Source organism: Faecalibacterium taiwanense (genome assembly GCF_036632915.2).
GTDB lineage: Bacteria > Bacillota > Clostridia > Oscillospirales > Ruminococcaceae > Faecalibacterium > Faecalibacterium taiwanense.
In genome coordinates this window covers 1,865,415-1,888,743 of the sequence record NZ_CP155552.1, presented here as the reverse complement: position 1 = coordinate 1,888,743, position 23,329 = coordinate 1,865,415, and the positions used below count along the sequence as shown (strand labels likewise).

17 protein-coding genes, 3 rRNA genes and 1 other annotated feature (1 of these 21 running past the window's edge) are annotated in these 23,329 nt (G+C 55.2%); of the genes, 12 read left to right on the top strand and 8 right to left on the bottom strand.

Going from position 1 to position 23,329, the window contains the following annotated elements:
• Window positions 1-199, top strand: a binding site (T-box leader) (it extends 40 nt beyond the left edge of the window).
• A 79-nt stretch (window positions 200-278) separates the two neighbouring features.
• The 11 genes from pheS to PXT33_RS09350 all read left to right on the top strand — a co-directional run bounded on the left by pheS (window position 279) and on the right by PXT33_RS09350 (window position 14,934).
• Window positions 279-1,301, top strand: a complete 1,023-nt coding sequence (gene pheS, locus PXT33_RS09400; protein ID WP_097775388.1) for a phenylalanine--tRNA ligase subunit alpha — start codon at window positions 279-281, stop codon at window positions 1,299-1,301.
• Between the two features lie 18 nt (window positions 1,302-1,319).
• A complete protein-coding gene (pheT, locus tag PXT33_RS09395; RefSeq protein WP_332376411.1) occupies window positions 1,320-3,731 on the top strand; it encodes a phenylalanine--tRNA ligase subunit beta in 2,412 nt (803 codons plus the stop codon).
• A gap of 543 nt (window positions 3,732-4,274) precedes the next feature.
• Window positions 4,275-5,785 (top strand): 16S ribosomal RNA (locus PXT33_RS09390).
• Window positions 5,786-6,050: 265 nt separating this feature from the next.
• Window positions 6,051-8,885 (top strand): 23S ribosomal RNA (locus PXT33_RS09385).
• 127 nt (window positions 8,886-9,012) lie between these two features.
• Window positions 9,013-9,129, top strand: a 5S ribosomal RNA gene (gene rrf, locus PXT33_RS09380).
• Together the 16S, 23S and 5S rRNA genes form the textbook arrangement of a ribosomal RNA operon.
• A gap of 395 nt (window positions 9,130-9,524) precedes the next feature.
• Window positions 9,525-10,178, top strand: a complete 654-nt coding sequence (locus PXT33_RS09375; protein ID WP_097775409.1) for an MATE family efflux transporter — start codon at window positions 9,525-9,527, stop codon at window positions 10,176-10,178.
• Window positions 10,179-10,280: 102 nt separating this feature from the next.
• Window positions 10,281-11,048, top strand: coding sequence for a helix-turn-helix domain-containing protein (locus PXT33_RS09370; protein WP_332376410.1), 768 nt, complete (start codon window positions 10,281-10,283; stop codon window positions 11,046-11,048).
• Window positions 11,049-11,146: 98 nt separating this feature from the next.
• The gene (locus PXT33_RS09365; RefSeq protein ID WP_332376409.1) at window positions 11,147-11,872 is read left to right on the top strand and encodes a YkgJ family cysteine cluster protein; all 726 of its coding nucleotides are present in this window, start codon (window positions 11,147-11,149) and stop codon (window positions 11,870-11,872) included.
• A 189-nt stretch (window positions 11,873-12,061) separates the two neighbouring features.
• Window positions 12,062-13,093 (top strand): ABC transporter substrate-binding protein, encoded by a 1,032-nt coding sequence (locus PXT33_RS09360; RefSeq protein ID WP_097775412.1) that lies wholly within the window; start codon window positions 12,062-12,064, stop codon window positions 13,091-13,093.
• A gap of 112 nt (window positions 13,094-13,205) precedes the next feature.
• On the top strand, window positions 13,206-14,147 hold the full coding sequence (locus PXT33_RS09355; protein ID WP_097775413.1) for an ABC transporter permease: 942 nt from the start codon (window positions 13,206-13,208) through the stop codon (window positions 14,145-14,147).
• A complete protein-coding gene (locus tag PXT33_RS09350; RefSeq protein ID WP_005939014.1) occupies window positions 14,140-14,934 on the top strand; it encodes an ABC transporter ATP-binding protein in 795 nt (264 codons plus the stop codon). Before PXT33_RS09355 ends, PXT33_RS09350 begins: the two co-directional genes overlap by 8 nt.
• 68 nt (window positions 14,935-15,002) lie before the next feature.
• On the opposite strand, the gene PXT33_RS09345 is transcribed toward PXT33_RS09350, so the two are convergent.
• From PXT33_RS09345 to PXT33_RS09335, 3 genes are read right to left on the bottom strand one after another with little or no spacing between them, the layout of a single operon-like run.
• Window positions 15,003-15,140 (bottom strand): hypothetical protein, encoded by a 138-nt coding sequence (locus tag PXT33_RS09345; protein ID WP_154261047.1) that lies wholly within the window; start codon window positions 15,138-15,140, stop codon window positions 15,003-15,005.
• 11 nt (window positions 15,141-15,151) lie between these two features.
• Complete coding sequence (rlmD, locus tag PXT33_RS09340) at window positions 15,152-16,522, bottom strand: 23S rRNA (uracil(1939)-C(5))-methyltransferase RlmD (RefSeq protein WP_154256148.1); 1,371 nt, start codon at window positions 16,520-16,522, stop codon at window positions 15,152-15,154.
• A gap of 12 nt (window positions 16,523-16,534) precedes the next feature.
• Window positions 16,535-17,395 carry an AraC family transcriptional regulator gene (locus PXT33_RS09335; RefSeq protein ID WP_005939008.1) on the bottom strand — a complete coding sequence of 287 codons (861 nt, stop codon included), beginning with the start codon at window positions 17,393-17,395 and terminating at the stop codon, window positions 16,535-16,537.
• A 230-nt stretch (window positions 17,396-17,625) separates the two neighbouring features.
• Between PXT33_RS09335 and PXT33_RS09330 the strand changes: the two genes are divergently transcribed.
• Complete coding sequence (locus tag PXT33_RS09330; RefSeq protein WP_332376408.1) at window positions 17,626-18,918, top strand: galactokinase family protein; 1,293 nt, start codon at window positions 17,626-17,628, stop codon at window positions 18,916-18,918.
• Between the two features lie 67 nt (window positions 18,919-18,985).
• On the opposite strand, the gene PXT33_RS09325 is transcribed toward PXT33_RS09330, so the two are convergent.
• The 5 genes from PXT33_RS09325 to PXT33_RS09305 all read right to left on the bottom strand — a co-directional run bounded on the left by PXT33_RS09325 (window position 18,986) and on the right by PXT33_RS09305 (window position 23,305).
• Entirely contained in the window at window positions 18,986-19,345 is a 360-nt protein-coding gene (locus PXT33_RS09325) for a hypothetical protein (RefSeq protein ID WP_332376406.1), read from the bottom strand.
• Window positions 19,346-19,392: 47 nt separating this feature from the next.
• Complete coding sequence (locus PXT33_RS09320; RefSeq protein WP_097777666.1) at window positions 19,393-19,851, bottom strand: hypothetical protein; 459 nt, start codon at window positions 19,849-19,851, stop codon at window positions 19,393-19,395.
• 281 nt (window positions 19,852-20,132) lie between these two features.
• Complete coding sequence (gene malQ / locus PXT33_RS09315; RefSeq protein ID WP_347070300.1) at window positions 20,133-21,596, bottom strand: 4-alpha-glucanotransferase; 1,464 nt, start codon at window positions 21,594-21,596, stop codon at window positions 20,133-20,135.
• 15 nt (window positions 21,597-21,611) lie between these two features.
• A complete protein-coding gene (locus PXT33_RS09310; protein WP_332376405.1) occupies window positions 21,612-22,454 on the bottom strand; it encodes a carbohydrate ABC transporter permease in 843 nt (280 codons plus the stop codon).
• Window positions 22,454-23,305, bottom strand: a complete 852-nt coding sequence (locus tag PXT33_RS09305) for a carbohydrate ABC transporter permease (protein ID WP_005938991.1) — start codon at window positions 23,303-23,305, stop codon at window positions 22,454-22,456. Before PXT33_RS09305 ends, PXT33_RS09310 begins: the two co-directional genes overlap by 1 nt.
• Between the last annotated feature and the right edge of the window lie 24 nt (window positions 23,306-23,329).

Sequence of the window (23,329 nt, the reverse complement as noted above, 5' to 3'; positions counted from 1 at the left end):
CAAAGAGAGAAGCTTCACCGGCTGAGAGGGCTTCCGGGTGTATCTGTGCTGAAGTTCGCTCCTGAGCGGTCTGTGCGAAACAGCAGTAGTACAGAACGGCCACGCCCCGTTACGGCGTTCTGAGAGCCGCCCGGCATCTGTGCACGGGTGGAAACCGGGTGGTACCGCGGAGCTAAGAATCAACAGCTTCGTCCCTTTTGCCTGAGAAATCGGGCAGGGGACGGAGCTTTTTTGTTGCACTCCGCTCATCAACACGAAGAATAAAGGAGAGAACATCCATGCAAGCAATGATCGACGAGCTGGCAAAACAGGCCGCTGAAAGCCTTGGTCAGGTGTCCGGCAAGGAAACGCTGGCCTCCTTCTGGCAGGAGTACCTCAGCAAAAACGGCAAGATCCCTGCCCTGATGAAGAACCTGCGCACCGTTGCGCCGGAAGAGCGCCCCGCTATGGGCAAGATCATCAATGAACTCAAGGCAAAGGTTCAGGCAGATTACGACGCTGCTGCAGAACAGGTGAAGCAGGCAGAGCTTGCTGCCCGCAATGCTGCGGAGACGGTGGATATCACCCTGCCCGCCAAGACCCGCTCTGTGGGCGGCCTGCACCCGCTGACCCTGATCACCAACCAGATCATCGACGTGTTCTCCGGCATGGGCTTTTCGGTGGGTACCTTCCCGGAGATCGAGGACGATGACCACAACTTTACCCGCCTGAACGTGCCCAAGGATCACCCGGCACGCGACATGCAGGACACCTTCTACCTGTCCGATGAGTTCCTGCTGCGTACCCAGACTTCCGGCGGCCAGATCCGCACCATGGACGTTCAGAAGCCGCCCATCAAGATCCTGATGCCCGGCCGTGTGTTCCGCTCCGACTCGGACGCTACCCACAGCCCCATGTTCCACCAGATGGAAGGTCTGGTGGTGGATAAGGGCATCACGCTGGGCGACCTGCAGGGCGCACTGAATACCTTCGTGCAGAAGCTGTTCGGCGCTGACACTCGCACCCGCCTGCGTCCCTCCTACTTCCCGTTCACCGAGCCCAGCGTGGAGGTGGACGTGAGCTGCTTTGAGTGCCACGGCAAGGGCTGCCCGCTGTGCAAGCACACCGGCTGGATCGAGGTGCTGGGCGGCGGTGTCGTCAACCGCAAGGTGCTGGAGAACTGCAATATCGACCCGGACGAGTATTCCGGCTTCGCCTTCGGCATCGGCATCGAGCGTATCGCCATGCTGAAGTATGGCATCAACAACATCGGCCTGATGTTCGAGAACAACCTGCAGTTCCTCAAGCAGTTCCACGAATAAGAGGGGAGAGAAGAGACAATGAAAGTACCTTTCAGCTGGTTAAAAGAATTTGTAGATATCGACGTTACTGCGCAGGAACTGGAGGATCAGCTCTTCTCCTGCGGCTTTGAGGTCGAAGAGCTGATCCCGCTGGATGCAGGCATCAGCAAGGTGGTCGTCGGCAAGATCGTGGAGATGGAAAAGCAGGAGGGCACCCACCTGACCAAGTGTGTGGTGGACTGCGGCGACTACGGCCACGACATCCGCATCAGCACCGGTGCCACCAACATGAAGCTGGGCGACTGCGTGCCCGCTGCTCTGGATGGCTCCACCCTGCCCGGCGGCATCAAGATCAAGGCCCGCAAGATGCAGGGCGTGGAGTCCAACGGTATGCTGTGCTCCGGCGAAGAGCTGGGCCTGAACGACGATCTGTTCCCGGGCTCTGAGGTCTACGGCCTGCTCATCCTGCCCGAGGATTCTGTCCCCGGCACCGACATTGCCCCCGTGGTGGGTCTGGACGACTATATCTTTGATATCTCCATCACCGCGAACCGCCCGGACTGCCAGTCCGTTCTGGGCATCGCCCGTGAGGTGGCTGCCGTTCTGGGCAAGCCCCTGCACATGCCCGCCATGGACTACAAGACTGTCTGCGAGCCGGATGCGCCCATCACCGTCAAGGTGGAGGCTCCGGACCTGTGCCCCCGCTATATGGCACACTATGTGCGCAACATCCGCATGGGCGAGTCTCCCCGCTGGATGAAGCGCCATCTGGCTCTGTGCGGCCTGCGCTCCATCAGCAATGTGGTGGATATTACCAACCACACCCTGCTGGAAATGGGTCAGCCCATGCACGCCTTTGACCTGAACAAGGTCGCCGGCCGCACTATCGATGTGCGCCGCGCCCATGCGGGCGAAAAGATCGTCACGCTGGATGAGAAGGAGTTCACTCTGAACCCCAACAATCTGGTCATCTGCGATGCCGAAAAGCCGGTGGCACTTGCCGGCATCATGGGCGGCGCAAACTCCGGCATGGATGAGAACACCACCAGCCTGCTGTTTGAGTGTGCCACCTTCGCCCGCGACTGTGTGCGTAAGACCAGCCGCGCATTGGGCCAGAACAGCGACTCTTCTGCCCGCTACGAGAAGGGCGTGGACCGTCACTCTCCTGAACTGGGCCTTGCCCGTGCCCTGCACCTGATCCAGGAGCTGGACTGCGGCGACATCACCACACTGGAATATGACCTGACCGATGGCCGCCCGATGGAGCGCAAGCACATCGTTACCACTCCGGCTAAGATCTGCGGCGTGCTGGGTATCACCGTGCCGGATCAGACCATGATCGACATTCTGCAGCGTCTGGAGTTCACGGTGGATGTACAGGCCGATGGCAGCTGGGATGTGTCCGCACCCCTGTACCGCGAGGACGTGGAGGGCTTCCCGGATCTGGCCGAGGAGGTCATCCGTGAGTACGGCTACGACCACATTGTGCCCACCTTCCTGAACACTGCCTCCGTTACAAACGGCGGTCTGAACTATGACCAGAAGCAGCAGCTCAAGACCAAGCGTCTGCTGGCCGCACAGGGCTTCTATGAGGCCTCCACGCTGGCCTTCTACTCCAACGCAGAACTGGATATGCTGCACATCCCGGCGGATGATGAAGCCCGCAAGGCCATCCGCATCCTGAACCCCATCAGCGAGAATTTGTCCATCATGCGCACCCTGCTGGCTCCCTCCATGCTGAATGTCATTGTGGACAATCTCAAGAAGGGCAACACAGAAGGCCGTCTGTTCGAGATGGCACCGGTGTATCTTGCCAAGGAACTGCCCATCAACGAGCATCCGCACGAGCGCCAGACCCTGTGCATCGGCGCATTCGGCCCTGAAGAAGATTTCTTCACCGTTAAGGGTGCACTGGAAGCACTGGCAGCTGGCTTTGGCCTGAGCTTTGACTACAAGCGCGAGACCACCCCGTGGCTGCACCCCGGCATCAGCGCCGCTGTTTACTGTGGTGACAAGCGTCTGGGTGTGTTTGGCAAGCTGTCCAACGAGATCAACGGCGAGCTGGAAATTGCAAAGGATCAGAAGGATAGCCAGAATATTTATCTGGGCGAGCTGGATTACGAGGCTCTGATGTCCTGCGTGGACGGCGAGCTGCGCTATCAGCCGCTCAGTCCCTACGCTGCTGTCAAGCGTGATCTGGCACTGGTCTGCGATGAAAAGACCACCTGCGGCGAGATCGAAGAGACCATCAAGAAGGCCAGCCCTCTGGTGGGTGAGATCAAGCTGTTCGATATCTACCGCGGCGCAAATCTCGGCGAGGGCAAAAAGAGCATGGCGTTCACCCTGTCTCTGTCCGATCCGAAAAAGGAAGTTTCCACTGAGGAAGTGGAGCGCGTGGTCAAGAAGATCCTCGGCAACCTGAAGTTCAAGCTGGGCATCGAGATCCGCTAACTCTATTATAGAAGTAATATAAGGCCGTCTGTGCAGGAATGTGCAGGCGGCTTTTTTGCGTAAAAAGAGAACGTTGAATACAAGAAAATGAACGTTTTTCAGCAGCGCAAGAAAAAAGATGAAAAAAGTTGTCAAAAAGTGTTGACAAGGAGGCGGGGGTGTGGTATTATACTTGAGCGCCAAGCGCTGAGGCAAAAGAATGACTTCCAAAACCTCAGCAGGAAGCCCTTGAAAAGAACCAATAGACGCTGAAAACACCAGTTGACACTGAGATGTTTGAAGTGCTCCAAGTTCAGAAAGTTCAAAAGCTTCTAAAAATAAGGCTTGACAAAAAACCACTTCGGTGGTAAAATGAACAGGTCGTCAGCCGCAAGGCTGAGGCGCTACAGGACCTTGAAAATTGAACAATATCGAAAAACTTGTAAGGAACCTTTTAAGTGTTTGGAAAAACACTAAAAACAATTCCAAAAGTAATTCACACAGGACGCAAGCGATTGCGTGCTGAGCGAACAAGATTTAACACTTTAGAAGTGATAAATATCATTTATAAAGAGTTTGATCCTGGCTCAGGACGAACGCTGGCGGCGCGCCTAACACATGCAAGTCGAACGAGCGAGAGAGAGCTTGCTTTCTCGAGCGAGTGGCGAACGGGTGAGTAACGCGTGAGGAACCTGCCTCAAAGAGGGGGACAACAGTTGGAAACGACTGCTAATACCGCATAAGCCCACGGTGCCGCATGGCACAGAGGGAAAAGGAGTAATCCGCTTTGAGATGGCCTCGCGTCCGATTAGCTAGTTGGTGAGGTAACGGCCCACCAAGGCGACGATCGGTAGCCGGACTGAGAGGTTGAACGGCCACATTGGGACTGAGACACGGCCCAGACTCCTACGGGAGGCAGCAGTGGGGAATATTGCACAATGGGGGAAACCCTGATGCAGCGACGCCGCGTGGAGGAAGAAGGTCTTCGGATTGTAAACTCCTGTTGTTGGGGAAGATAATGACGGTACCCAACAAGGAAGTGACGGCTAACTACGTGCCAGCAGCCGCGGTAAAACGTAGGTCACAAGCGTTGTCCGGAATTACTGGGTGTAAAGGGAGCGCAGGCGGGAAGACAAGTTGGAAGTGAAATCTATGGGCTCAACCCATAAACTGCTTTCAAAACTGTTTTTCTTGAGTAGTGCAGAGGTAGGCGGAATTCCCGGTGTAGCGGTGGAATGCGTAGATATCGGGAGGAACACCAGTGGCGAAGGCGGCCTACTGGGCACCAACTGACGCTGAGGCTCGAAAGTGTGGGTAGCAAACAGGATTAGATACCCTGGTAGTCCACACCGTAAACGATGATTACTAGGTGTTGGAGGATTGACCCCTTCAGTGCCGCAGTTAACACAATAAGTAATCCACCTGGGGAGTACGACCGCAAGGTTGAAACTCAAAGGAATTGACGGGGGCCCGCACAAGCAGTGGAGTATGTGGTTTAATTCGACGCAACGCGAAGAACCTTACCAAGTCTTGACATCCCTTGACAGGCATAGAAATATGTTTTCTCTTCGGAGCAAGGAGACAGGTGGTGCATGGTTGTCGTCAGCTCGTGTCGTGAGATGTTGGGTTAAGTCCCGCAACGAGCGCAACCCTTATGGTCAGTTACTACGCAAGAGGACTCTGGCCAGACTGCCGTTGACAAAACGGAGGAAGGTGGGGATGACGTCAAATCATCATGCCCTTTATGACTTGGGCTACACACGTACTACAATGGCGTTAAACAAAGAGAAGCAAGACCGCGAGGTGGAGCAAAACTCAGAAACAACGTCCCAGTTCGGACTGCAGGCTGCAACTCGCCTGCACGAAGTCGGAATTGCTAGTAATCGTGGATCAGCATGCCACGGTGAATACGTTCCCGGGCCTTGTACACACCGCCCGTCACACCATGAGAGCCGGGGGGACCCGAAGTCGGTAGTCTAACCGCAAGGAGGACGCCGCCGAAGGTAAAACTGGTGATTGGGGTGAAGTCGTAACAAGGTAGCCGTAGGAGAACCTGCGGCTGGATCACCTCCTTTCTAAGGAGTCAGGCGAAAGAGCGACATCGAAGATGGAGATCTTTCGGACAGGTAACAAACGAGAAGAGTAGATATTGTTCGATTTTGAGGGCCCTGAAAAGGACACTCAAAGACGTACCTTGAAAACTGAATAATAACTGCGAAACAAAGATTATAGTAAGTTCTTTTTAAGAAATATTACAATTTCAAAAGGAAGGGTAACAATAATCTTCGTTGGCAAGAGAGAATCAAGAGGATACCAAATGTTCCAAGAGAACGTTTGAAAGGTCAAGCGAACAAGGGCGCAGGGCGAATGCCTTGGCACTGGGAGCCGATGAAAGACGTGATAAGCTGCGATAAGCTTCGGGGAGCTGCAAATAAGCATTGATCCGGAGATTTCTGAATGAGGAAACTCACCTGGGTTCATACTCAGGTACGTTATACTGAACTTCAAAATAGGTATATCGAGGGAACCGCCTGAACTGAAACATCTAAGTAGGGCGAGGAAGAGACATCAAACGAGATTCCGTAAGTAGTGGCGAGCGAACGCGGAAGAGGGCAAACCGAGAGTAGAAATACTTTCGGGGTACGGACTGCTTTTAGGACTTAATCTGTTAACCGAACGGCATGGGAAGGCCGGTCAGAGAGTGTGAGAACCACGTAGGTGAAAACGGAGAGAGCTGCGCAGAATCCAGAGTACGGCCAGACACGTGAAACCTGGTCGGAATATGGGGGGACCACCCTCCAACCCTAAATACTACCCAGTGACCGATAGCGTATAGTACTGTGAAGGAAAGGTGAAAAGCACCCCGGGAGGGGAGTGAAAAAGAACCTGAAACCCTGTGCCTACAAGCACCTAGAGCGCGTCAATGCGTGATAGGGTACTTTTTGTAGAACGGTCCGGCGAGCGATTGTATGCAGCAAGGTTAAGGACTTAAGGTCTGGAGCCGAAGCGAAAGCGAGTTTGAAAAGGGCGTTAAGTTGCATATAATGGGCCCGAAACCGGGTGACCTACCCATGGTCAGGTTGAAGTGGAAGTAAAATTCCATGGAGGACCGAACCGACCTCCGTTGAAAAGGCGGCGGATGAACTGTGGGTAGCGGAGAAATTCCAATCGAACCCGGAGATAGCTGGTTCTCCCCGAAATAGTTTTAGGACTAGCCTCAAGTTAGATACCTGGAGGTAAAGCACTGAATAGCCTAGCGGCCGAGAGGTTAGCGAAGCTTATCAAACTCAGAATGCCAGAGTATTGATGCTTGGGAGTCAGACAGTGTCAGATAAATGTCATTGTCAAAAGGGAAACAGCCCAGATCTACAGCTAAGGTCCCAAAGTCAGGTTAAGTGGAAAACGATGTGAAGATACGTAGACAACCAGGATGTTGGCTCAGAAGCAGCCACTCATTCAAAGAGTGCGTAATAGCTCACTGGTCGAGCGTCTTTGCGCGGAGAATTTAACGGGGCTAAACCTGACACCGAAGCTTAGGCAGCATGTTTACATGCTGGGTAGGGGAGCGTTGTATACGCGGTGAAACAGTAGCGCAAGCGGCTGTGGAGTGTATAGAAGTGAGAATGCCGGAATGAGTAGCGCGAATGCAGTGAGAATCTGCATGGCCGAAAGCCTCAGGTTTCTGGAGGAAGGTTCGTCCGCTCCAGGTCAGTCGGGAGCTAAGGTGAGGCCTAACGGCGTAGCCGATGCACAGACGGTAGAGATTCCGTCACCACCAAAAGAGTTAAGCACAGGGACACATATGAAGTCTCGGAGCCGGGTGTTGGTTCCGGTAGCGATCGAGGGAAATTAGTACCGAAGTCCGGGATGGAAGATGGCGAGAAAAGCTGTGTGTATTTCTGCGGTGCCCGTACCGCAAACCGACACAGGTAGGTAGGAAGAAGATTCTAAGGCCAACGGGAGAAGGGTTGTTAAGGAACTCGGCAAATTGACCCCGTAACTTCGGGAGAAGGGGTGCTGCAGCAATGCAGCCGCAGAGAATCGGCCCAAGCAACTGTTTACCAAAAACACAGGTTTGTGCTAAATCGAAAGATGACGTATACGAGCTGACGCCTGCCCGGTGCTGGAAGGTTAAGAGGAGATGTGCAAGCATTGAATCGAAGCCCCAGTGAACGGCGGCCGTAACTATAACGGTCCTAAGGTAGCGAAATTCCTTGTCAGGTAAGTTCTGACCCGCATGAAAGGCGTAATGATTTGGGCACTGTCTCAACAGCCCGCCCGGCGAAATTGTAGTACCGGTGAAGATGCCGGTTACCCGCGACAAGACGGAAAGACCCCATGGAGCTTTACTGTAGCCTAATATTGGGTTTCGATGTTGCATGCACAGGATAGATGGGACACTGGGAAGCAGGTGCTTTGGCGCTTGTGGAGTGGCCGTTGGGATACCATCCTTGCGATATTGGAATTCTAACCTGCGCCTTTGAATCAAGGCGGGGGACATTGTTAGGTGGGCAGTTTGACTGGGGCGGTCGCCTCCTAAAGAGTAACGGAGGCGTTCAAAGGTTCGCTCAGCTTGAACGGAAATCAAGCAAAAGAGTGCAAACGCAGAAGCGAGCCTAACTGCGAGACTGACGGGTCGAGCAGTAACGAAAGTTGGAGTTAGTGATCCGGTGGTATGTGAGTGGAAATGCCATCGCTCAACGGATAAAAGTTACCCTGGGGATAACAGGCTGATCTCCCCCAAGAGTCCACATCGACGGGGAGGTTTGGCACCTCGATGTCGGCTCATCGCATCCTGGGGCTGTATTCGGTCCCAAGGGTTTGGCTGTTCGCCAATTAAAGCGGTACGCGAGCTGGGTTCAGAACGTCGTGAGACAGTTCGGTCCCTATCTGTCGTGGGCGCAGGATATTTGATGGGAGCTGTTCCTAGTACGAGAGGACCGGAGCGGACGTACCTCTGGCGCACCAGTTGTTCTGCCAAGAGCATAGCTGGGCAACTATGTACGGATCGGATAAACGCTGAAAGCATCTAAGCGTGAAGCCGACCCAAAGATAAGATATCCCATTGTTTCAAACAAGTAAGACCCCTTGAAGACTACAAGGTTGATAGGCACGATGTGTAAGTGGAGTGATCCATTCAGCAAGCGTGTACTAATAGGTCGAGGGCTTGACCACAATTCGCTTGAGACTTTTAGAGTCAACGAAAAAATGTAAGCAGTGATTATTCAGTTTTGAAGGCACGTCCTTCTAAGAAATACTGGACAAAGTACGACAAACATGTTATACTGGTTCAGTCAGATCGGTCGGTGTCGATGACGGTGAGGTTCCACCTGTTCCCATTCCGAACACAGAAGTTAAGCTCACTTGTGCCGAAGATAGTTCGCTGGAAACGGCGCGTGAAAATAGGTAGTCGCCGACTTGAACAAAAAACGCTTCAGAAGAAATTCTGAAGCGTTTTTCTTTTGTCTTGAAACTGTTTTAGGAGAAAACAGAAAGGCAGGTATGCTTTGAAAATGATGTGAGCATTGAAGATGAAACAAACTGGAAGAGAAGGGCACAATTTCATGCAGAGTGAAGTGAAAAGTTTTATGATGTGTTTGTGCCTTATCTATTGAACAAACAAAAACCTTAAATAAATTCATGGTGGTTCGGCTGTGCTGACCTTTTGTCACGACCGGGCCGCTTTATTGTAATAAAACCTTGACTCTTCAGTCGTTGTAGGGTTTACTATCTATAACGGAAAGGAGCTGCCCGGTCTGGCAGTGTAAGCTCTGCACATTCGGCAGAGAAGAGGGAACCCGGGCAGAAAACATTATGGAAAAAAATCTGACCAGCGGCAGTGTGCTGAAAAGCATTTTGTTTTTTTCACTGCCCTATCTGCTTTCGTACTTTTTGCAGACGCTGTACGGCATGGCGGATCTGTTCATCATCGGGCAGTTTGAAGGTGTGGCCAGCACAACGGCGGTGTCCATTGGCAGTCAGGTGATGCATATGATCACTGTGATGATCGTGGGCCTTGCCATGGGAGCAACGGTCACTATTGGCCGGGCCGTGGGCGCAGAGAACAAACCTCGTGCGGCGCGGCTCATTGGCAACACAGTCACACTGTTTATGGCAGGATCTGTGGTACTGGCAGCTGTGCTAGTAGGGCTTGTGGATCCGATCGTACGCATTGTCTCCACACCGGAGCAGGCCGTGGCGGGCACTCGTACCTACCTGATCATCTGCTTTATCGGCGTTCCATGCATCACGGCGTATAATATCATGGCATCAATCTTCCGCGGGCTGGGCGATTCCAGAAGCCCGATGTACTTTATTGCGGCCGGTCTGTGCCTTGCCAGCCTTGCCGTGGTGAACGAAAAGGAGTACATTCTGGTCACGCTGGGGGCACCCGGAAACCACGCGACGGAGCAGACCAACATCATGGATGCTGTGCAGGTGTACCGCAGACTGGAAAAGAAAAAATGACTGTTTTGCGCCAATTCTACCGCCAGTCGGTTGTGCGGGAATGTCCGGTCCGGTACAATGGAGCCACAAACAGAACTGCTGGCTCACAAGGAGGACAAAACGATGTACGAACTGAACAAGACCGCTTTTGGGAGTTTTCTGGCACAGCTGCGCAGGGAAAAGGGCATGACCCAGAAGGAGCTTGCCGCCTGCCTGTATGTTTCGGATAAAGCCGTCAGCAAATGGGAGCGCGGCTTGAGCGTGCCGGATATCTCCCTGCTGGTGCCGCTGGCCGAACAGCTGAATGTGACCGTGGCCGAGCTGTTACATGGCTGCCGCGTGGAGGAGGAGCAGCGCTTTACCCGCGAGGAAACAGAGGAACTGATCCGCAAGGCACTGACTTTTTCGGCAGAACCGCCGGAACGCCGCCAGGCCCGCACGCAGAAGTTTCTGCCGCTGTATGGGGTCAGCGTGGTGCTTGGCCTTGTAGAGACCGCAGCTGTCTGGGCCGTGGGGCTGGCCGGGACCGAGGGCGCAATGATGCTGCTGATTATAAACGTGATCTTCGGCATCGTATATGGGGCCTACACCTTGTTCTGGATGCCGGAAACATTGCCGCGCTATTATGACGAAAACCATGTCTGCAATTTTGCACAGGGCGCGTTCCACATGCATATTCCGGGTGTGTACTACAACAACCGCAACTGGCTCCATGTGCTCAAAGCAATGCGGGTGTGGTGCGTGGTAAGTATGCTCCTGACACCGCTCTGCACGGCAGCGGCGGTCGTGTTTGAACAGGCCACCGGATGGCAGGTGTGGTGTGCAGTGCTTATCGGATACATTGCATCGCTGTTTGGCGCAATCGTCATCCCGGCAAAGAAGTATCAATGACAGGATAGCGCAAGGGGAGCGGAAACGCTCCCTTTTGCTTTTGATGGCAATGTGATACAATAAAAATCAATATCATTCAGGAAGAAGGAAGATCATCCATGCGTGACCACCATATCGACCTGTGCGGCCAGATCGATTTTACCCGTACCGAGGCAATGCCCCTGCTGGCGCGGGATGCACATTTCAGCTTTGCGTGCAATGGCTGCGGCGACTGCTGCCGTGGCAGAGAGGACATTGTACTTTCAGGCTTTGACCTGTGGCGCATTGCAGCCAGGCTGCGCCTGCCGCCGCAGATTGTGGCGCGGGGATATTGCCGGGCCAGCATTGGCACGGTGAGCCATTTGCCGGTGCTGCGGCTGGCCCCGGTGAAGGAGAACCGGAACAACTGTCCCTTCCTTACGGGAGACCACTGCGCCATCCACGATGCCGAACCGCTGGTGTGTGCTCTATACCCGCTGGCGCAGGAGATCAGCAGGAAAGGACAGGTGAGCTATTTTCTGCAGCCAACCGGCTGCGGCGGGCAGGTGATCGAGGCAAGGGTGGAGGACTATCTTGCTCGTTACGATGTCCCGGCCCGGGAACAGACCGATGTGCGCTGGGCGCAGACCTGCATGACACTGGAAGACACGGTGGAACAGCTGGGTGCACAGCTCAGCCCGGTGCTGGTGCGCCGGATGCAGGACAAGCTCTGGCAGGCGCTGTATTTTGGCTACGACTATGCCGCACCGTTCTTGCCGCAGCTGGAGAAAAACCTGCACTGGCTGGATGCTGAATTTGCAAAACTGACGGAATATCAGAAAAAACGAAATAATGCATCAAAATAATCGATCGATGCATTTGATACAATCGATAATAAAGGCCGTTTTAGGGCAAAAGTGAGTTGTTTTACCGTGAAATGTGTGATATACTTCACGAGTATAAAGCGAGACTGTACGAGCCTTGCATACAAAACATAGCTTTCCGGTGCGGTACCTGTAGGCCGCACACGCAAAGAGATAGAGGAGATAAACATTATGCGTAAAATCACTCGTCGTTCGTTTCTGGCTGCTGCCGCTGCCTGCGGCGCAGCTGCTGCCCTGACTGCCTGCGGCGGTTCTTCTGCATCTTCTGCAGCTGCTTCTTCCGCTGCGCCTGCATCCTCCGCTGCTGCTTCTGCTGCAGCCGATGGCCAGAAGTTCACGATCGGCATCTGCCAGTTGGTGCAGCATGCCGCTCTGGATGCCGCTACGCAGGGCTTTGAGGATGCTCTGACTGCTTCCTTCGGCGAGAACGTCACCTTCGATTTCCAGAATGCACAGGGCGATTCCGCTACCTGCGCTACCATCACCAACGGCTTCGTTTCCTCTGGTGTGGATCTGATCATGGCCAATGCTACGCCCGCTCTGCAGGCTGCACAGTCTGCTACCGACAGCATTCCGGTGCTGGGCACCTCTGTTACCGAGTACGGTGTGGCTCTGGGCCTGACCGATTTCGACGGCACCGTGGGCGGCAACATTTCCGGCACCTCTGATTTGGCCCCGCTGGATCAGCAGGCCGAGATGATCGTGGAGTGGATGCCGGAGGCCAAGAAGGTTGGCCTGCTGTACTGCTCTGCTGAGGCAAACAGCCAGTATCAGGTGGATGAGGTCCAGAAGTATCTGGAGGAAAAGGGTGTCACCGTTACCCAGTACGCTTTCTCTGATTCCAACGACCTGTCCTCTGTCTGCCAGAAGGCTGCCGACGAGAACGACGCACTGTATGTGCCCACCGATAACACTGTTGCTGCAAACACCGGCATTGTGGACGGCATCTGCCGCCCGGCCAAGAAGCCCGTGTTCGCTGGCGAAGAGGGCATCTGCGCCGGCTGCGGCGTGGCTACCCTTTCCATCAGCTACTACGATCTGGGCTACACCACTGGTGAGATGGCAGTGAAGATCCTGAACGGCGAGGCTGATATCTCCACCATGCCCATCGAGTACACCGATGTGACCAAGAAGTATAACAAGACTATCTGCGACGATTTGGGCCTGACCGTTCCCGACGGCTACGAAGAGATCGAGGGCTAAAATACTCCGGGAAACCAAACAGAAAATCAGCGGAGAAGGGTAAAAAGTGCTCTTCTCCGCTTTCCCGTATCAAACGGGAAGTAAAAAAGTGTAACGTTTAGGAGGAATTGTTTTGGAAATCATTGCAAGACTGGCAAACCTGCCGGGCGCTTTGCCGGGTGCCTGTGCACAGGGCCTTATCTGGGGTATCATGGCCATTGGCGTGTACCTGACCTACCGTATTCTGGATGTGGCCGATCTGACCGTGGACGGCTCCTTTGGCACCGGCGGTGCAGTGTGCGTCATGTGCCTGCTGTCCGGCCAGAACGTCTGGGTTTCCCTGCTCATGGCGCTGCTGGCAGGCCTGCTGTCCGGCTTCGTCACCGGTGTCCTGCACACATTTATGGGCATTCCGGCCATCCTTGCCGGCATCCTGACCCAGCTTTCGCTGTATTCCATTAACCTCAAAATCATGGGCAAGGCCAATCAGGCCATCAACGTGGACAAGTACAACCTGTTGATCTCCCTGCGCTGGGTCAAGGAGTTCGCTCTCCACAACCCTATCGTTATGATCATCATTGTCACAGCGGTGCTGATCGGCATTCTGTACTGGTTCTTCGGCACCGAGCTGGGCTGTGCCATCCGTGCCACCGGCTCTAACCCCGCCATGTCCCGTGCGCAGGGCATCAACACCAACTTCAATATCGTGCTGGGTCTGGCTGTGTCCAACGGTCTGGTGGCGCTGTCTGGCGCTCTGCTGAGCCAGTATCAGGGCTTTGCAGATGTCGGCATGGGCCGTGGCGCGATCGTCATTGGTCTGGCTGCTGTCATCATTGGCGAGGCTCTGTTCAGCCGCATCTTCCACAACTTTGCACTCAAGATGGTTTCTGTCTCTCTGGGTGCCATCATCTACTACATTGTCATCCAGCTGGTGCTGACTCTGGGTTTCGATGCCAACCTGCTCAAGCTGCTGAGTGCTTCTGTGGTGGCTGTTTTCCTTGCCGTGCCGTACTGGAAGGGCAAGTACTTCTCGAAGCCGGTGAAGAAGGCAAAGGAGGATGCAAAAAATGCTTGAGATCCAGAATGTTTCCAAGACCTTTAACGCTGGCACGGTCAACCAGAAAACTGCCCTGAACGGCCTGAACCTGAAGCTGAACGAGGGCGATTTCGTTACCGTGATCGGCGGCAACGGTGCAGGCAAATCCACCATGCTGAACGCAGTTGCCGGTGTGTGGCCGGTGGACGAAGGCAAGATCATTATTGACGGTGTGGATGTGACCCGCCTGAGCGAGCATCAGCGTGCCGCTTACATCGGCCGCGTGTTTCAGGACCCCATGACCGGCACTGCTGCCACCATGCAGATCGAAGAGAACCTTGCCCTGGCTGCACGCCGCGGCAAGCCCCGCACCCTGCGCATTGGCATTACCAAGGCAGAGCGCGAGCAGTACCGTGAACTGCTCAAGACGCTGGATCTGGGTTTGGAAGACCGTCTGACGGCCCGTGTGGGCCTGCTTTCCGGCGGCCAGCGTCAGGCACTGACCCTGCTGATGGCTACCATGAACAAGCCCAAGCTCCTGCTGCTGGACGAGCACACCGCTGCGCTGGACCCCAAGACCGCGCTCAAGGTGCTGACCCTCTCGGCCAAAATCGTGGAGGAAAACCATCTCACCACCATGATGATCACCCACAACATGAAGGATGCCATTAAGTATGGCAACCGCCTGATCATGATGTACGAAGGCCATATCATCTATGATGTTTCCGGTGAGGAAAAGAAGAACCTGCACGTCTCTGACCTGCTGGCAAAGTTCCAGATCGCCAGCGGCGGCGAGTTTGCAAATGACCGCATGATTCTGTCCTGATAAATTACAAGGTTAAAATGCAAAGCGCCTGTCCCGGAAAAACCGGGACGGGCGCTTTTTATGTATGTTTACCAATTCAAGAGCAAGGCGGTTAACTGGAGCTTTTGAGAGATGATTTTCTTTACATCTTTTGAAGAATGCGGGGCACCGTCCTGAATTGCAAAGAGGAACAGCGAGTAAAGTTCATTATATTTTGGAATAGCCATTTTTTCAAACCTCACACCTTGGAAAGGCTCAGCACACACTCGCAATGCCGTGTTCTTGGAAACAGATCCACCGGCTGCACCTTCTCTGCGTGATATCCATTTTGTTCCAGCCATGCAGCATCTCTTGCGGCGGTGGCGGGGTTGCAGCTGACGTAGACCACCCGGCGGGGAGACATGCGCACGACAGCGGAAAGTGTGGCTTCGTCGCAGCCCTTGCGGGGAGGGTCCAGCATTACGATGTCCGGGTGAAGGCCCTCAGCGGCAAGGCGGGTGGCGGCCTGACCGGCATCTGCGCAGAAAAATCGGCTCTTTGCGGCCACATCTGCACCCATGCGGGCAGCGTTAGCCTTGGCACTTTCAATGGCTTCCGGTACGATCTCCACACCGATCAGCTCACGGCAGTGCGCTGCCATGGAAAGACCAATGGTGCCCATGCCGCAGTAGAGGTCCAGCAGCAGGTCGTCCGGGGTAAGCTGAGCATACTGGGCGGCAATGCCGTAAAGCTGCTCAGCGGCAAGGGTATTGACCTGATAGAAGGAAAGCGGGCCAAGCTGCACCGGAACACCGCACAGGGTGTCTTCAATATACCCCTGCCCATACAGGGTGTGGGTCTCGGTGCCAAGGATCACGTTGGTGTTTTTAGCATTTACGTTCAGCAGGATCGTGGTGATCTCTGCAAATTGAGCTTTCAGCCGGGTGCAAAGCTCTTCAGCGGAGGGCAGCTTGGCACGGGTGCAGACAAGGCAGACCATGATCTGGCCACTGTGAGCGCCGCGCCGCAGAAAGATATGACGCACAAGGCCCCTGCCGGTCTCCTCGCTGTACGGCTGGATGCCCTTTTCTGCAAAAAAAGCGCACAATGCGTTGCCGATCTCATTCAGCACACCGGGCTGCAGGCGGCAGTCCGGGCAGGGGACGATACGATGGGTGCGCCCGGCGTAGAAGCCGATACAGGGCTTACCGCTTTTGTCCACGCCCACCGGGAACTGCACCTTATTGCGGTAGCGGTTCACTTCCGGCGAACCCACAATGGGCAGAACAGGCACATCCAATCCTCCGATGCGGGCAAAGGCATCGGCAACATTCTCCTGCTTGGCGCGCAGCTCGGCAGCATAGTCCAGATGCCGCAGGCTGCATCCGCCGCAGGGGCCTGCCACGGCACAATCCACCGGGATACGGTCCGGCGAAGGAGTGAGCACCTCGTCCAGAATACCGAAGGCGTAGCGCTTGCAGTCCTTAACGATGCGCACCCGGGCTTCGTCGCCGGGGGCGGCACCGGGAATAAACACGGTCTCACCGTCTGGGCTGTGTGCTACGCCGCTGCCATCGCTGGAAAGACGCTCTACGCGCAGGGTGAGAACTTGATTTTTCTGTAAGGGCATGAAGGGTCTCCTTTACTGGTGGTCGGGGCCGTCGGCGGGAGCATCAGCCTGCGCCGCAAAATACTTGCTGGGCGGCACGCCCTTGGCGCGCTTGAATACCCGCGAGAAATAGAACTGGTCAAAGAAGCCTACCGACACCGCGACCTCGGCAATGGAAAGGTTGCCTGCGCGCAGCAGCTTGCAGGCTTCGTTGATGCGGTATTCGGTAAGATAATCGATGGGGCTTTTGCCTACGTTCAGCATGAACACGCGGTACAGGTGACTGCGGGAGACACCTACGCTTTTTGCCACATCATCAATGGAAATATCGTGTGAATAATTGAACTGGATGTACTTGATGGCGTTGAGCACATACTGGCTGGAAGAGGAAGCCGTGTGCGGTTTGCCAGCGCTGGTCTCCTTCATCAGAGAAGCGATGAAGAGATAAAGGTAGCCCACCATGGCGGCTTCATCCTGCGGCTGCAACCCGCGGGAGGAATAAATGTTGGCAAGAGCGGCACGCATCCCATCGGGGTCGTGGGTGTGATGCACCGGCGAGTCGTCGGTGAAGGGGAGCTGCGCGGCCAGTTTGTGGGCACACGCACCGTTGAAGCCTACCCAGCTGTACTCCCAAGGCTGCTGCTCATCGGCAGTATACCGGATCAGCTGGCTTGGCCGGGCAAAAAACAGCTGACCCTGGCTCACTTCCCAGGTGCGTCCGCCCACCTCGAATACGCCCTTGCCGGAAAGTACCAGATGAATCAGGTAATGGTCGCGGATACCCGGCCCCCATGTTTGGCCCGGAGCACAGCGTTCGATGCCGCAATTGAAGATGGAAAGCTCAATATTATTGGTATAATTTTGTTTGAAGGATTGCTTATATACATCTGCCATAGCCGCGTTTCCTCCGCTCTGTCACGTTGCGGGCAGCTTTGTGCCCGATCTTTGGTATAGTATACCACACATCTGCCCGCAAATTCAACAAAAGTACATCTTATTCTTTGAACTGGGTGCCAAAATTCGCGTTTTTTCAGCGTTGGAAATTGAAAAAAGCGGTTGGATGCATTACAATAGACGTAACAAACCCATCTATCCCAAAGCAGCATATTGAGGGAGGAATCGTTATGGCAAACAGTGCGCAGCTCCGAAATGAGATCGCGGCGGGCAAATGGGACGATAAGCTCCGGGCACTGTATGGCGATGCGGCGCAGGAGATCTGTCGGCAGCGGGCACGCTACTGTGCTGCGCTGGAACAGTTTGAGCTGTACTTTGGGCCGGGCAGGCAGGTGCAGGTTTATTCGGCACCGGGCCGCGCAGAGCTGGGCGGCAACCACACCGATCACCAGCACGGTTATGGCCTTGCGGCGGCTGTCACGCTGGATCTTGTGGCCGTGGCTGCGCACAATACAGATGGCTACGTGCGGGTCAAATCCCGCGGGTTCAACAAGCTGGATGTGATCGACCTGACCGTGGAGGGGCCGCAGGAAGGGGAGAGCACCCACTCGGCCAGCCTGATCCGCGGCATTGCCGAGAGTTTCCGCGCGGCAGGCAAAGCGGTGGGCGGCTTTGATGCATACACGGCCAGTGATGTGCTGCGCGGCAGCGGCCTTTCCAGTTCTGCTGCCTTTGAAATGGGCATGGCTGCCATCTGGAACGGAGAATATGGCTGCGGTCTGGCCCCGGCGGAGCTGGCAAAGATCTGTCAGTATGCGGAGAATACCTATTTTGGCAAGCCAAGCGGCCTGCTGGATCAGCTGACCAGCGCAGTGGGCGGCATTATCTTTGCGGATTTTGCAGACCCCCAGCAGCCGGTTCTGGAAAAGATCCACGCCGACGGCCTGCTGCCGCCGGGCATGAGCCTGTGCGTTACCGATACGCGCGGCAGCCACAGCGAATTGACCGGTGAGTTTGCAGCCATCCGGCAGGAAATGGAGCAGATCGCAGCGTTTCTTGGCAAAAAGGTGCTGGGACAGGTGACGGAGAGCGCATTCTGGGCAGCACTGCCTGCGCTGCGCAAAGCCTGCGGCGACCGCGCGGTGCTGCGTGCCATCCACTATTTTGAAGAAAACGCTCGCACCCTTGCCCAGAGGGACGCGCTGCAGGCCGGACAGTTTGATGCCTTTGCAGCGCTGGTGCTGGAAAGCGGACGCGCATCCTTTGCGCTATGCCAGAATGTCTACTGCAGCACCGATGTGCGGCATCAGGGGCTTTCGGTGGCACTGGCGCTGAGCCAGAGTATCCTGCAGGGCAGCACGGGAGCCTGGCGGATGCAGGGCGGCGGCTTTGCAGGCACCATTCAGGCGTATGTTCCCCAGAGCCTGCTGGAACGCTATCACAGCGAGATCGAGCGGGTATTCGGCAAGGGCAGCTGCTATATTCTGCGTCTGCGGGAGCAGGGGGCAGTGAAAGTGATCTGAAAACAAAAACGCATCTGCAAGATTTTGCAGATGCGTTTTTTGCTATGCTTTATACGGCTGGGAAAGTTCAGAAAACCGGTTTCGGGCCGGGAGCGGGCTGAGCCTGCTCTTTCTCTTCTTCCCGGCGCTGCTGATCCGAGATATACTGCACCATCTCCCGCTCCTCGTGGGAAAAATGGAACAGGTCTGCGATGGTATCGTAGGCGCTCACCACGAAGTTGAAGCCTGTCTTTACCACATTGAACAGCAGCATGGGCACAAAGGTGAAAGAAAGTGAGATCAATCCGCCGCTAAAGAAAAGATCGTCCAGACGCAGATTGCTGAAGAAAAGATCCAGCGCATCGCCCAGCGGCCCGCCGCCGGAAATACTGCGCAGCTCTTCTTCGGAAACAGAAATGTATGAATGCGGCATCTGAAGGTTTTTCATGGAGAAAGCTCCTTTCTGACAAGATCGTTCCGGGAATGGAATCAAACTCAGGCGGCAGCGGTTCCCTCGGCCTGAGCGGCATCAAAGCTCGGCATGGGGTTCACGATCTGATCGTAGATGCTTGTAACGGTACGAATGACGTTCATGACCTGCGAATAGACATAGACACCGGCCAGACCGGCAACGCCCACAGAAGCGATACGGCTCCAGGTGTTCATCTTATCCCAGGTGTGATAGAAGGTGCCGGAAAGGCTCAGACCATTCGACAGACCGGACTGCACACGGCCTGCGATGTACCGGAAGGAATAGTTGGTCATCAGCACGAACAGGTTGATCGCTGCATTCTGGCAGAATGTAGCAAACTGATCGGTGTTGAAATAAATATCGTGATTAAAGGCTGAGCCAAGGTAGATGGACTGACCGCCATCCAGATAGGTCATTTCCTCTTCGGAGATAACGGCATAGGAAGCCGGTAAAAGCATGGTATTCTGATTGGGATGATCCATGGTGGAAGAACTCCTTTCCGTAGTGGAATCTGCACAAAGGCAGACAATAATACTATCTGAATTGTAACATAACTGTGTCCAAATAACAAGAGCAGAGATGCGCAAAATCATGATACACTTGTGAATAAACTGTTACAGAAAGGCGGCAAAATCACGGATGTCAGCCCAAAAATGCGCAATATGTCCAGAATCTGGTCCTGAAAAAATGTTCTGTAGAAAAAACAAAAGCGCCTGCACATTCCGGGTGCAGACGCTTTTACGAGGAGAAAATGATCGGGGAATTACTGTGCCCGTTCGTAGAGCACGGTCAGCTGCGCAATGTGTCCGGCCAGTGCTTCCGGCAAGGGACAGGTGAGCCGCCACTGCCAGTTGGAGCCTTGGGTGCTGGGAGTGTTGATGCGGGCCTCACTGCCCAGATGCAGCCAGTCCGCCAGAGGGATCACAGCGGTATCCGATACACTGGCAAGGCAGGCACAGATCATGGCCTCGGTCAGCTCTTCCGGCTGGCAGCGCAGGTAGCGGCAGGCATAGGCCACATCCTCGGCACTGGCGTTGGTACGCCAGCCTTCGGTGGTCACATTGTCGTGGGTGCCGGTGTACACCACGCTGTTGCGGTGGTAGGTGTGGGGCAGATAATTGCCGGATTCCCGGCTGTCAAAGGCAAACTGCATGATCTTCATGCCCGGGTAGCCGCTGGCAGAAAGCATGGCCTTGACCTCCGGGGTCAGGTAGCCAAGATCCTCGGCAATGATGCCGCCCTCGCCAAGGTTTTCGTGCATGGCGTTGATAAAATCGCGGTCAGGGCCTTTTTCCCAGTGGCCGCCCGTCGCCGTTTTGTTCCCGGCGGGAATGGAGTAATAGCTCTCGAAGCCGCGGAAGTGGTCGATGCGCACCACATCGTAAATGGAGGTGGCGTGCTTCATGCGCTGCTTCCACCACGCAAAGCCGGTGGCTTTGTGCGTGGGCCAGTCATACAGGGGGTTGCCCCACAGCTGGCCGTCTGCTGCAAAGGCGTCCGGCGGGCATCCGGCCACCTGGGTCAGATGCATTTCTCCGTCGGTCTGGAACAGCTCCGGGTGGGTCCACAGATCGCTGGAATCCGGGCTGACATAGATGGGAATATCGCCCACCAGACGGACGCCCTTGCCGTTGGCGTAAGCCTTCAGGGCGTTCCACTGGGTGTAGAAGAAGAATTGCACCGCCTTGTAGTAATCCACCGCACCGGCGAGACGCTGTTTTGCGGCAGCAATGGCTTCCGGTTTGCGGCAGCGCAGGTCATCCGGCCAGTCGGCAAGGCCGGCCTGCCCCTGTTCGGCCTTGACAGCCATAAACAGGGCGTAATCCTCCAGCCAGAAGCTCTGCGCCTCGCAGAAGGCTTCATAGGAGGGGAAGGGGGCTGCCAGCAGGCGGTCGGCTGCCTTTTTCAGGATCACAGGCCGCTCGTTGTACAGTGCGCCGTAGTCGATGGGGCCTACAGGCCGTGCGGCGGGCACTTCATCGGCCGTCAGCAGACCGACGTCGGCCAGCAGGCGGTAGTCAATGAAGTAGGGGTTACCGGCAAAGGCGGAAAAGCTCTGATAAGGGCTGTCGCCGTAGCCGGTGGGGCCGATGGGCAGGATCTGCCAGTAGGTCTGCTTTGCATCGGCCAGAAAATCCACGAATGCAAAGGCCTCTTTTCCCAGCGTACCGATGCCAAAAGGCCCCGGCAGACTGAAAACGGGCATCAAAATGCCGCTTGCACGCATAGTGTGCGCACCTCCTTAGCCCTTGACAGCACCTGCCACAACGCCCTCAATGATGTACTTCTGGCAGGTCATGTACAGGATGATGATGGGGATAATGGCAATGATGATGCAGGCCATCATGGGAGCCAGCTCCACACGGCCGTAGCCGCCGCGGAAGTACTGGATGGCCATGGGAATGGTGCGGTATTTCTTGATGTCCAGCACCAGAGTGGGCAGCAGGTAGTCATTCCACACCCACATGGTCTCGAGGATGGCGGTGGAGATCATGGTAGGCTTGAGGATGGGGAATACGACCTTGAAGAAGATCTGAATGGGGTTGCAGCCGTCGATCATGGCCGCTTCCTCAATTTCCATGGGCACGCTCTTCATGAAGCCGGTGAACATGAACACGGCCAGACCGGCACCGAAGCCCAGATAGATAATGCAGATGTCCCACGGGGTGTTCAGCTTGAGCTGGTCAGCGGTCTTGGACAGGGTGAACATGACCATCTGGAAGGGCACGACCATGGAGAACACGATCAGCAGGTTCATGAACTTGCTCAGCTTATTGTTCACGCGGGTGAGGTACCAACCGGTCATGGAGCAGCACAGCAGGATCAGCGCCACACTGGTAACGGTGATGACAAGGCTGTAGCCAAGGCTGGAAAGGAAGCCCATCTTGGTGACACCGTAAACGTAGTTGCTCAGGCCCGCAAAGGTCTCGGCGGTGGGCAGCTTGAACACGGTGGAGGTGGTAAAGCTGCCCTCGATCTTCAAGCTGTTCAGCAGGATCAGCACGATGGGGTAGATCCACAGCAGACTCAGCAGCGTCATGATGACGGTGAGGATGTTATCCCACATTTTTTTCTGTTTAGGCATTACTGCTGCACCTCCTTGGAACGGGTAAAGTGGAGCTGGATCAGAGAAATGACCACGACAATCAGGAAGAACACCACAGCCTTCGCCTGACCAATGCCCTTCCACTGGGCACCGGAACGGCCATAGAAGGTGTTGTAGATGTTCAGGGCCAGCATTTCACTGGCGTTGGCGGGTTCGCCTGCGGTCAGGGCAACGTTCTGGTCGAACAGTTTGAAGCTGTTGGTCAGGGTCAGGAAGGTGCAGATGGTCACGCTGGGCATGACCATGGGAATTTTGATCTTGAACAGGATCTCGCGGTCGTTGGCACCGTCGATCTTGGCGGCTTCGATCAGGTCGCCGGGCACGCTCTGCAGGCCGGCAACGTAAATGATCATCATGTAGCCGATCTGCTGCCAGCACATCAGGATGACCAGACCGACGAAACCGGCCTTGGCATCCAGCGCCAGCAGAGGTTTCTGCAGGTTGGCCAGCACACCGTTGAGCAGGATCTGCCAGATGTAGCCCAGCAGGATGCCGCCGATCAGGTTGGGCATGAAGTAGACGGTACGGAAGATGTTGGTGCCGCGGATGCCGCGGGTGAGCACCAGCGCAATGGCAAAGGCGCAGACGTTGATGAGCACGGTGGATACTACAGTGAACGCTGCGGTAAAGCCGAAGGCGTGCAGGAAGGTGGAATCCTGAAATACGTTGATGTAGTTCTGGATGCCCACAAAGGTGGTCTTGCTAACAGTAGTGAACCGCTGGAACGAAAGGTAAATGCCCCAGATGAAGGGCCAGATAAAGCCGATGATGAACGCGAGCAGCGTGGGCAGCACGAACACCGGCCAATATTTGCTGATGGCTTTTTGCATGATGTACCTCCTATATGCGGAGTG

Excerpts from the sequence above, each read along its gene's own strand:
- pheS (WP_097775388.1), top strand. The coding sequence starts at position 279 with ATGCAAGCAATGATCGACGAGCTGGCAAAACAGGCCGCTGAAAGCCTT.
- pheT (WP_332376411.1), top strand. The coding sequence starts at position 1,320 with ATGAAAGTACCTTTCAGCTGGTTAAAAGAATTTGTAGATATCGACGTT.
- PXT33_RS09375 (WP_097775409.1), top strand. The coding sequence starts at position 9,525 with ATGGAAAAAAATCTGACCAGCGGCAGTGTGCTGAAAAGCATTTTGTTT.
- PXT33_RS09370 (WP_332376410.1), top strand. The coding sequence starts at position 10,281 with ATGTACGAACTGAACAAGACCGCTTTTGGGAGTTTTCTGGCACAGCTG.
- PXT33_RS09365 (WP_332376409.1), top strand. The coding sequence starts at position 11,147 with ATGCGTGACCACCATATCGACCTGTGCGGCCAGATCGATTTTACCCGT.
- PXT33_RS09360 (WP_097775412.1), top strand. The coding sequence starts at position 12,062 with ATGCGTAAAATCACTCGTCGTTCGTTTCTGGCTGCTGCCGCTGCCTGC.
- PXT33_RS09350 (WP_005939014.1), top strand. The coding sequence starts at position 14,140 with ATGCTTGAGATCCAGAATGTTTCCAAGACCTTTAACGCTGGCACGGTC.
- PXT33_RS09345 (WP_154261047.1), bottom strand. The coding sequence starts at position 15,140 with ATGGCTATTCCAAAATATAATGAACTTTACTCGCTGTTCCTCTTTGCA.
- rlmD (WP_154256148.1), bottom strand. The coding sequence starts at position 16,522 with ATGCCCTTACAGAAAAATCAAGTTCTCACCCTGCGCGTAGAGCGTCTT.
- PXT33_RS09335 (WP_005939008.1), bottom strand. The coding sequence starts at position 17,395 with ATGGCAGATGTATATAAGCAATCCTTCAAACAAAATTATACCAATAAT.
- PXT33_RS09330 (WP_332376408.1), top strand. The coding sequence starts at position 17,626 with ATGGCAAACAGTGCGCAGCTCCGAAATGAGATCGCGGCGGGCAAATGG.
- PXT33_RS09325 (WP_332376406.1), bottom strand. The coding sequence starts at position 19,345 with ATGAAAAACCTTCAGATGCCGCATTCATACATTTCTGTTTCCGAAGAA.
- PXT33_RS09320 (WP_097777666.1), bottom strand. The coding sequence starts at position 19,851 with ATGGATCATCCCAATCAGAATACCATGCTTTTACCGGCTTCCTATGCC.
- malQ (WP_347070300.1), bottom strand. The coding sequence starts at position 21,596 with ATGCGTGCAAGCGGCATTTTGATGCCCGTTTTCAGTCTGCCGGGGCCT.
- PXT33_RS09310 (WP_332376405.1), bottom strand. The coding sequence starts at position 22,454 with ATGCCTAAACAGAAAAAAATGTGGGATAACATCCTCACCGTCATCATG.
- PXT33_RS09305 (WP_005938991.1), bottom strand. The coding sequence starts at position 23,305 with ATGCAAAAAGCCATCAGCAAATATTGGCCGGTGTTCGTGCTGCCCACG.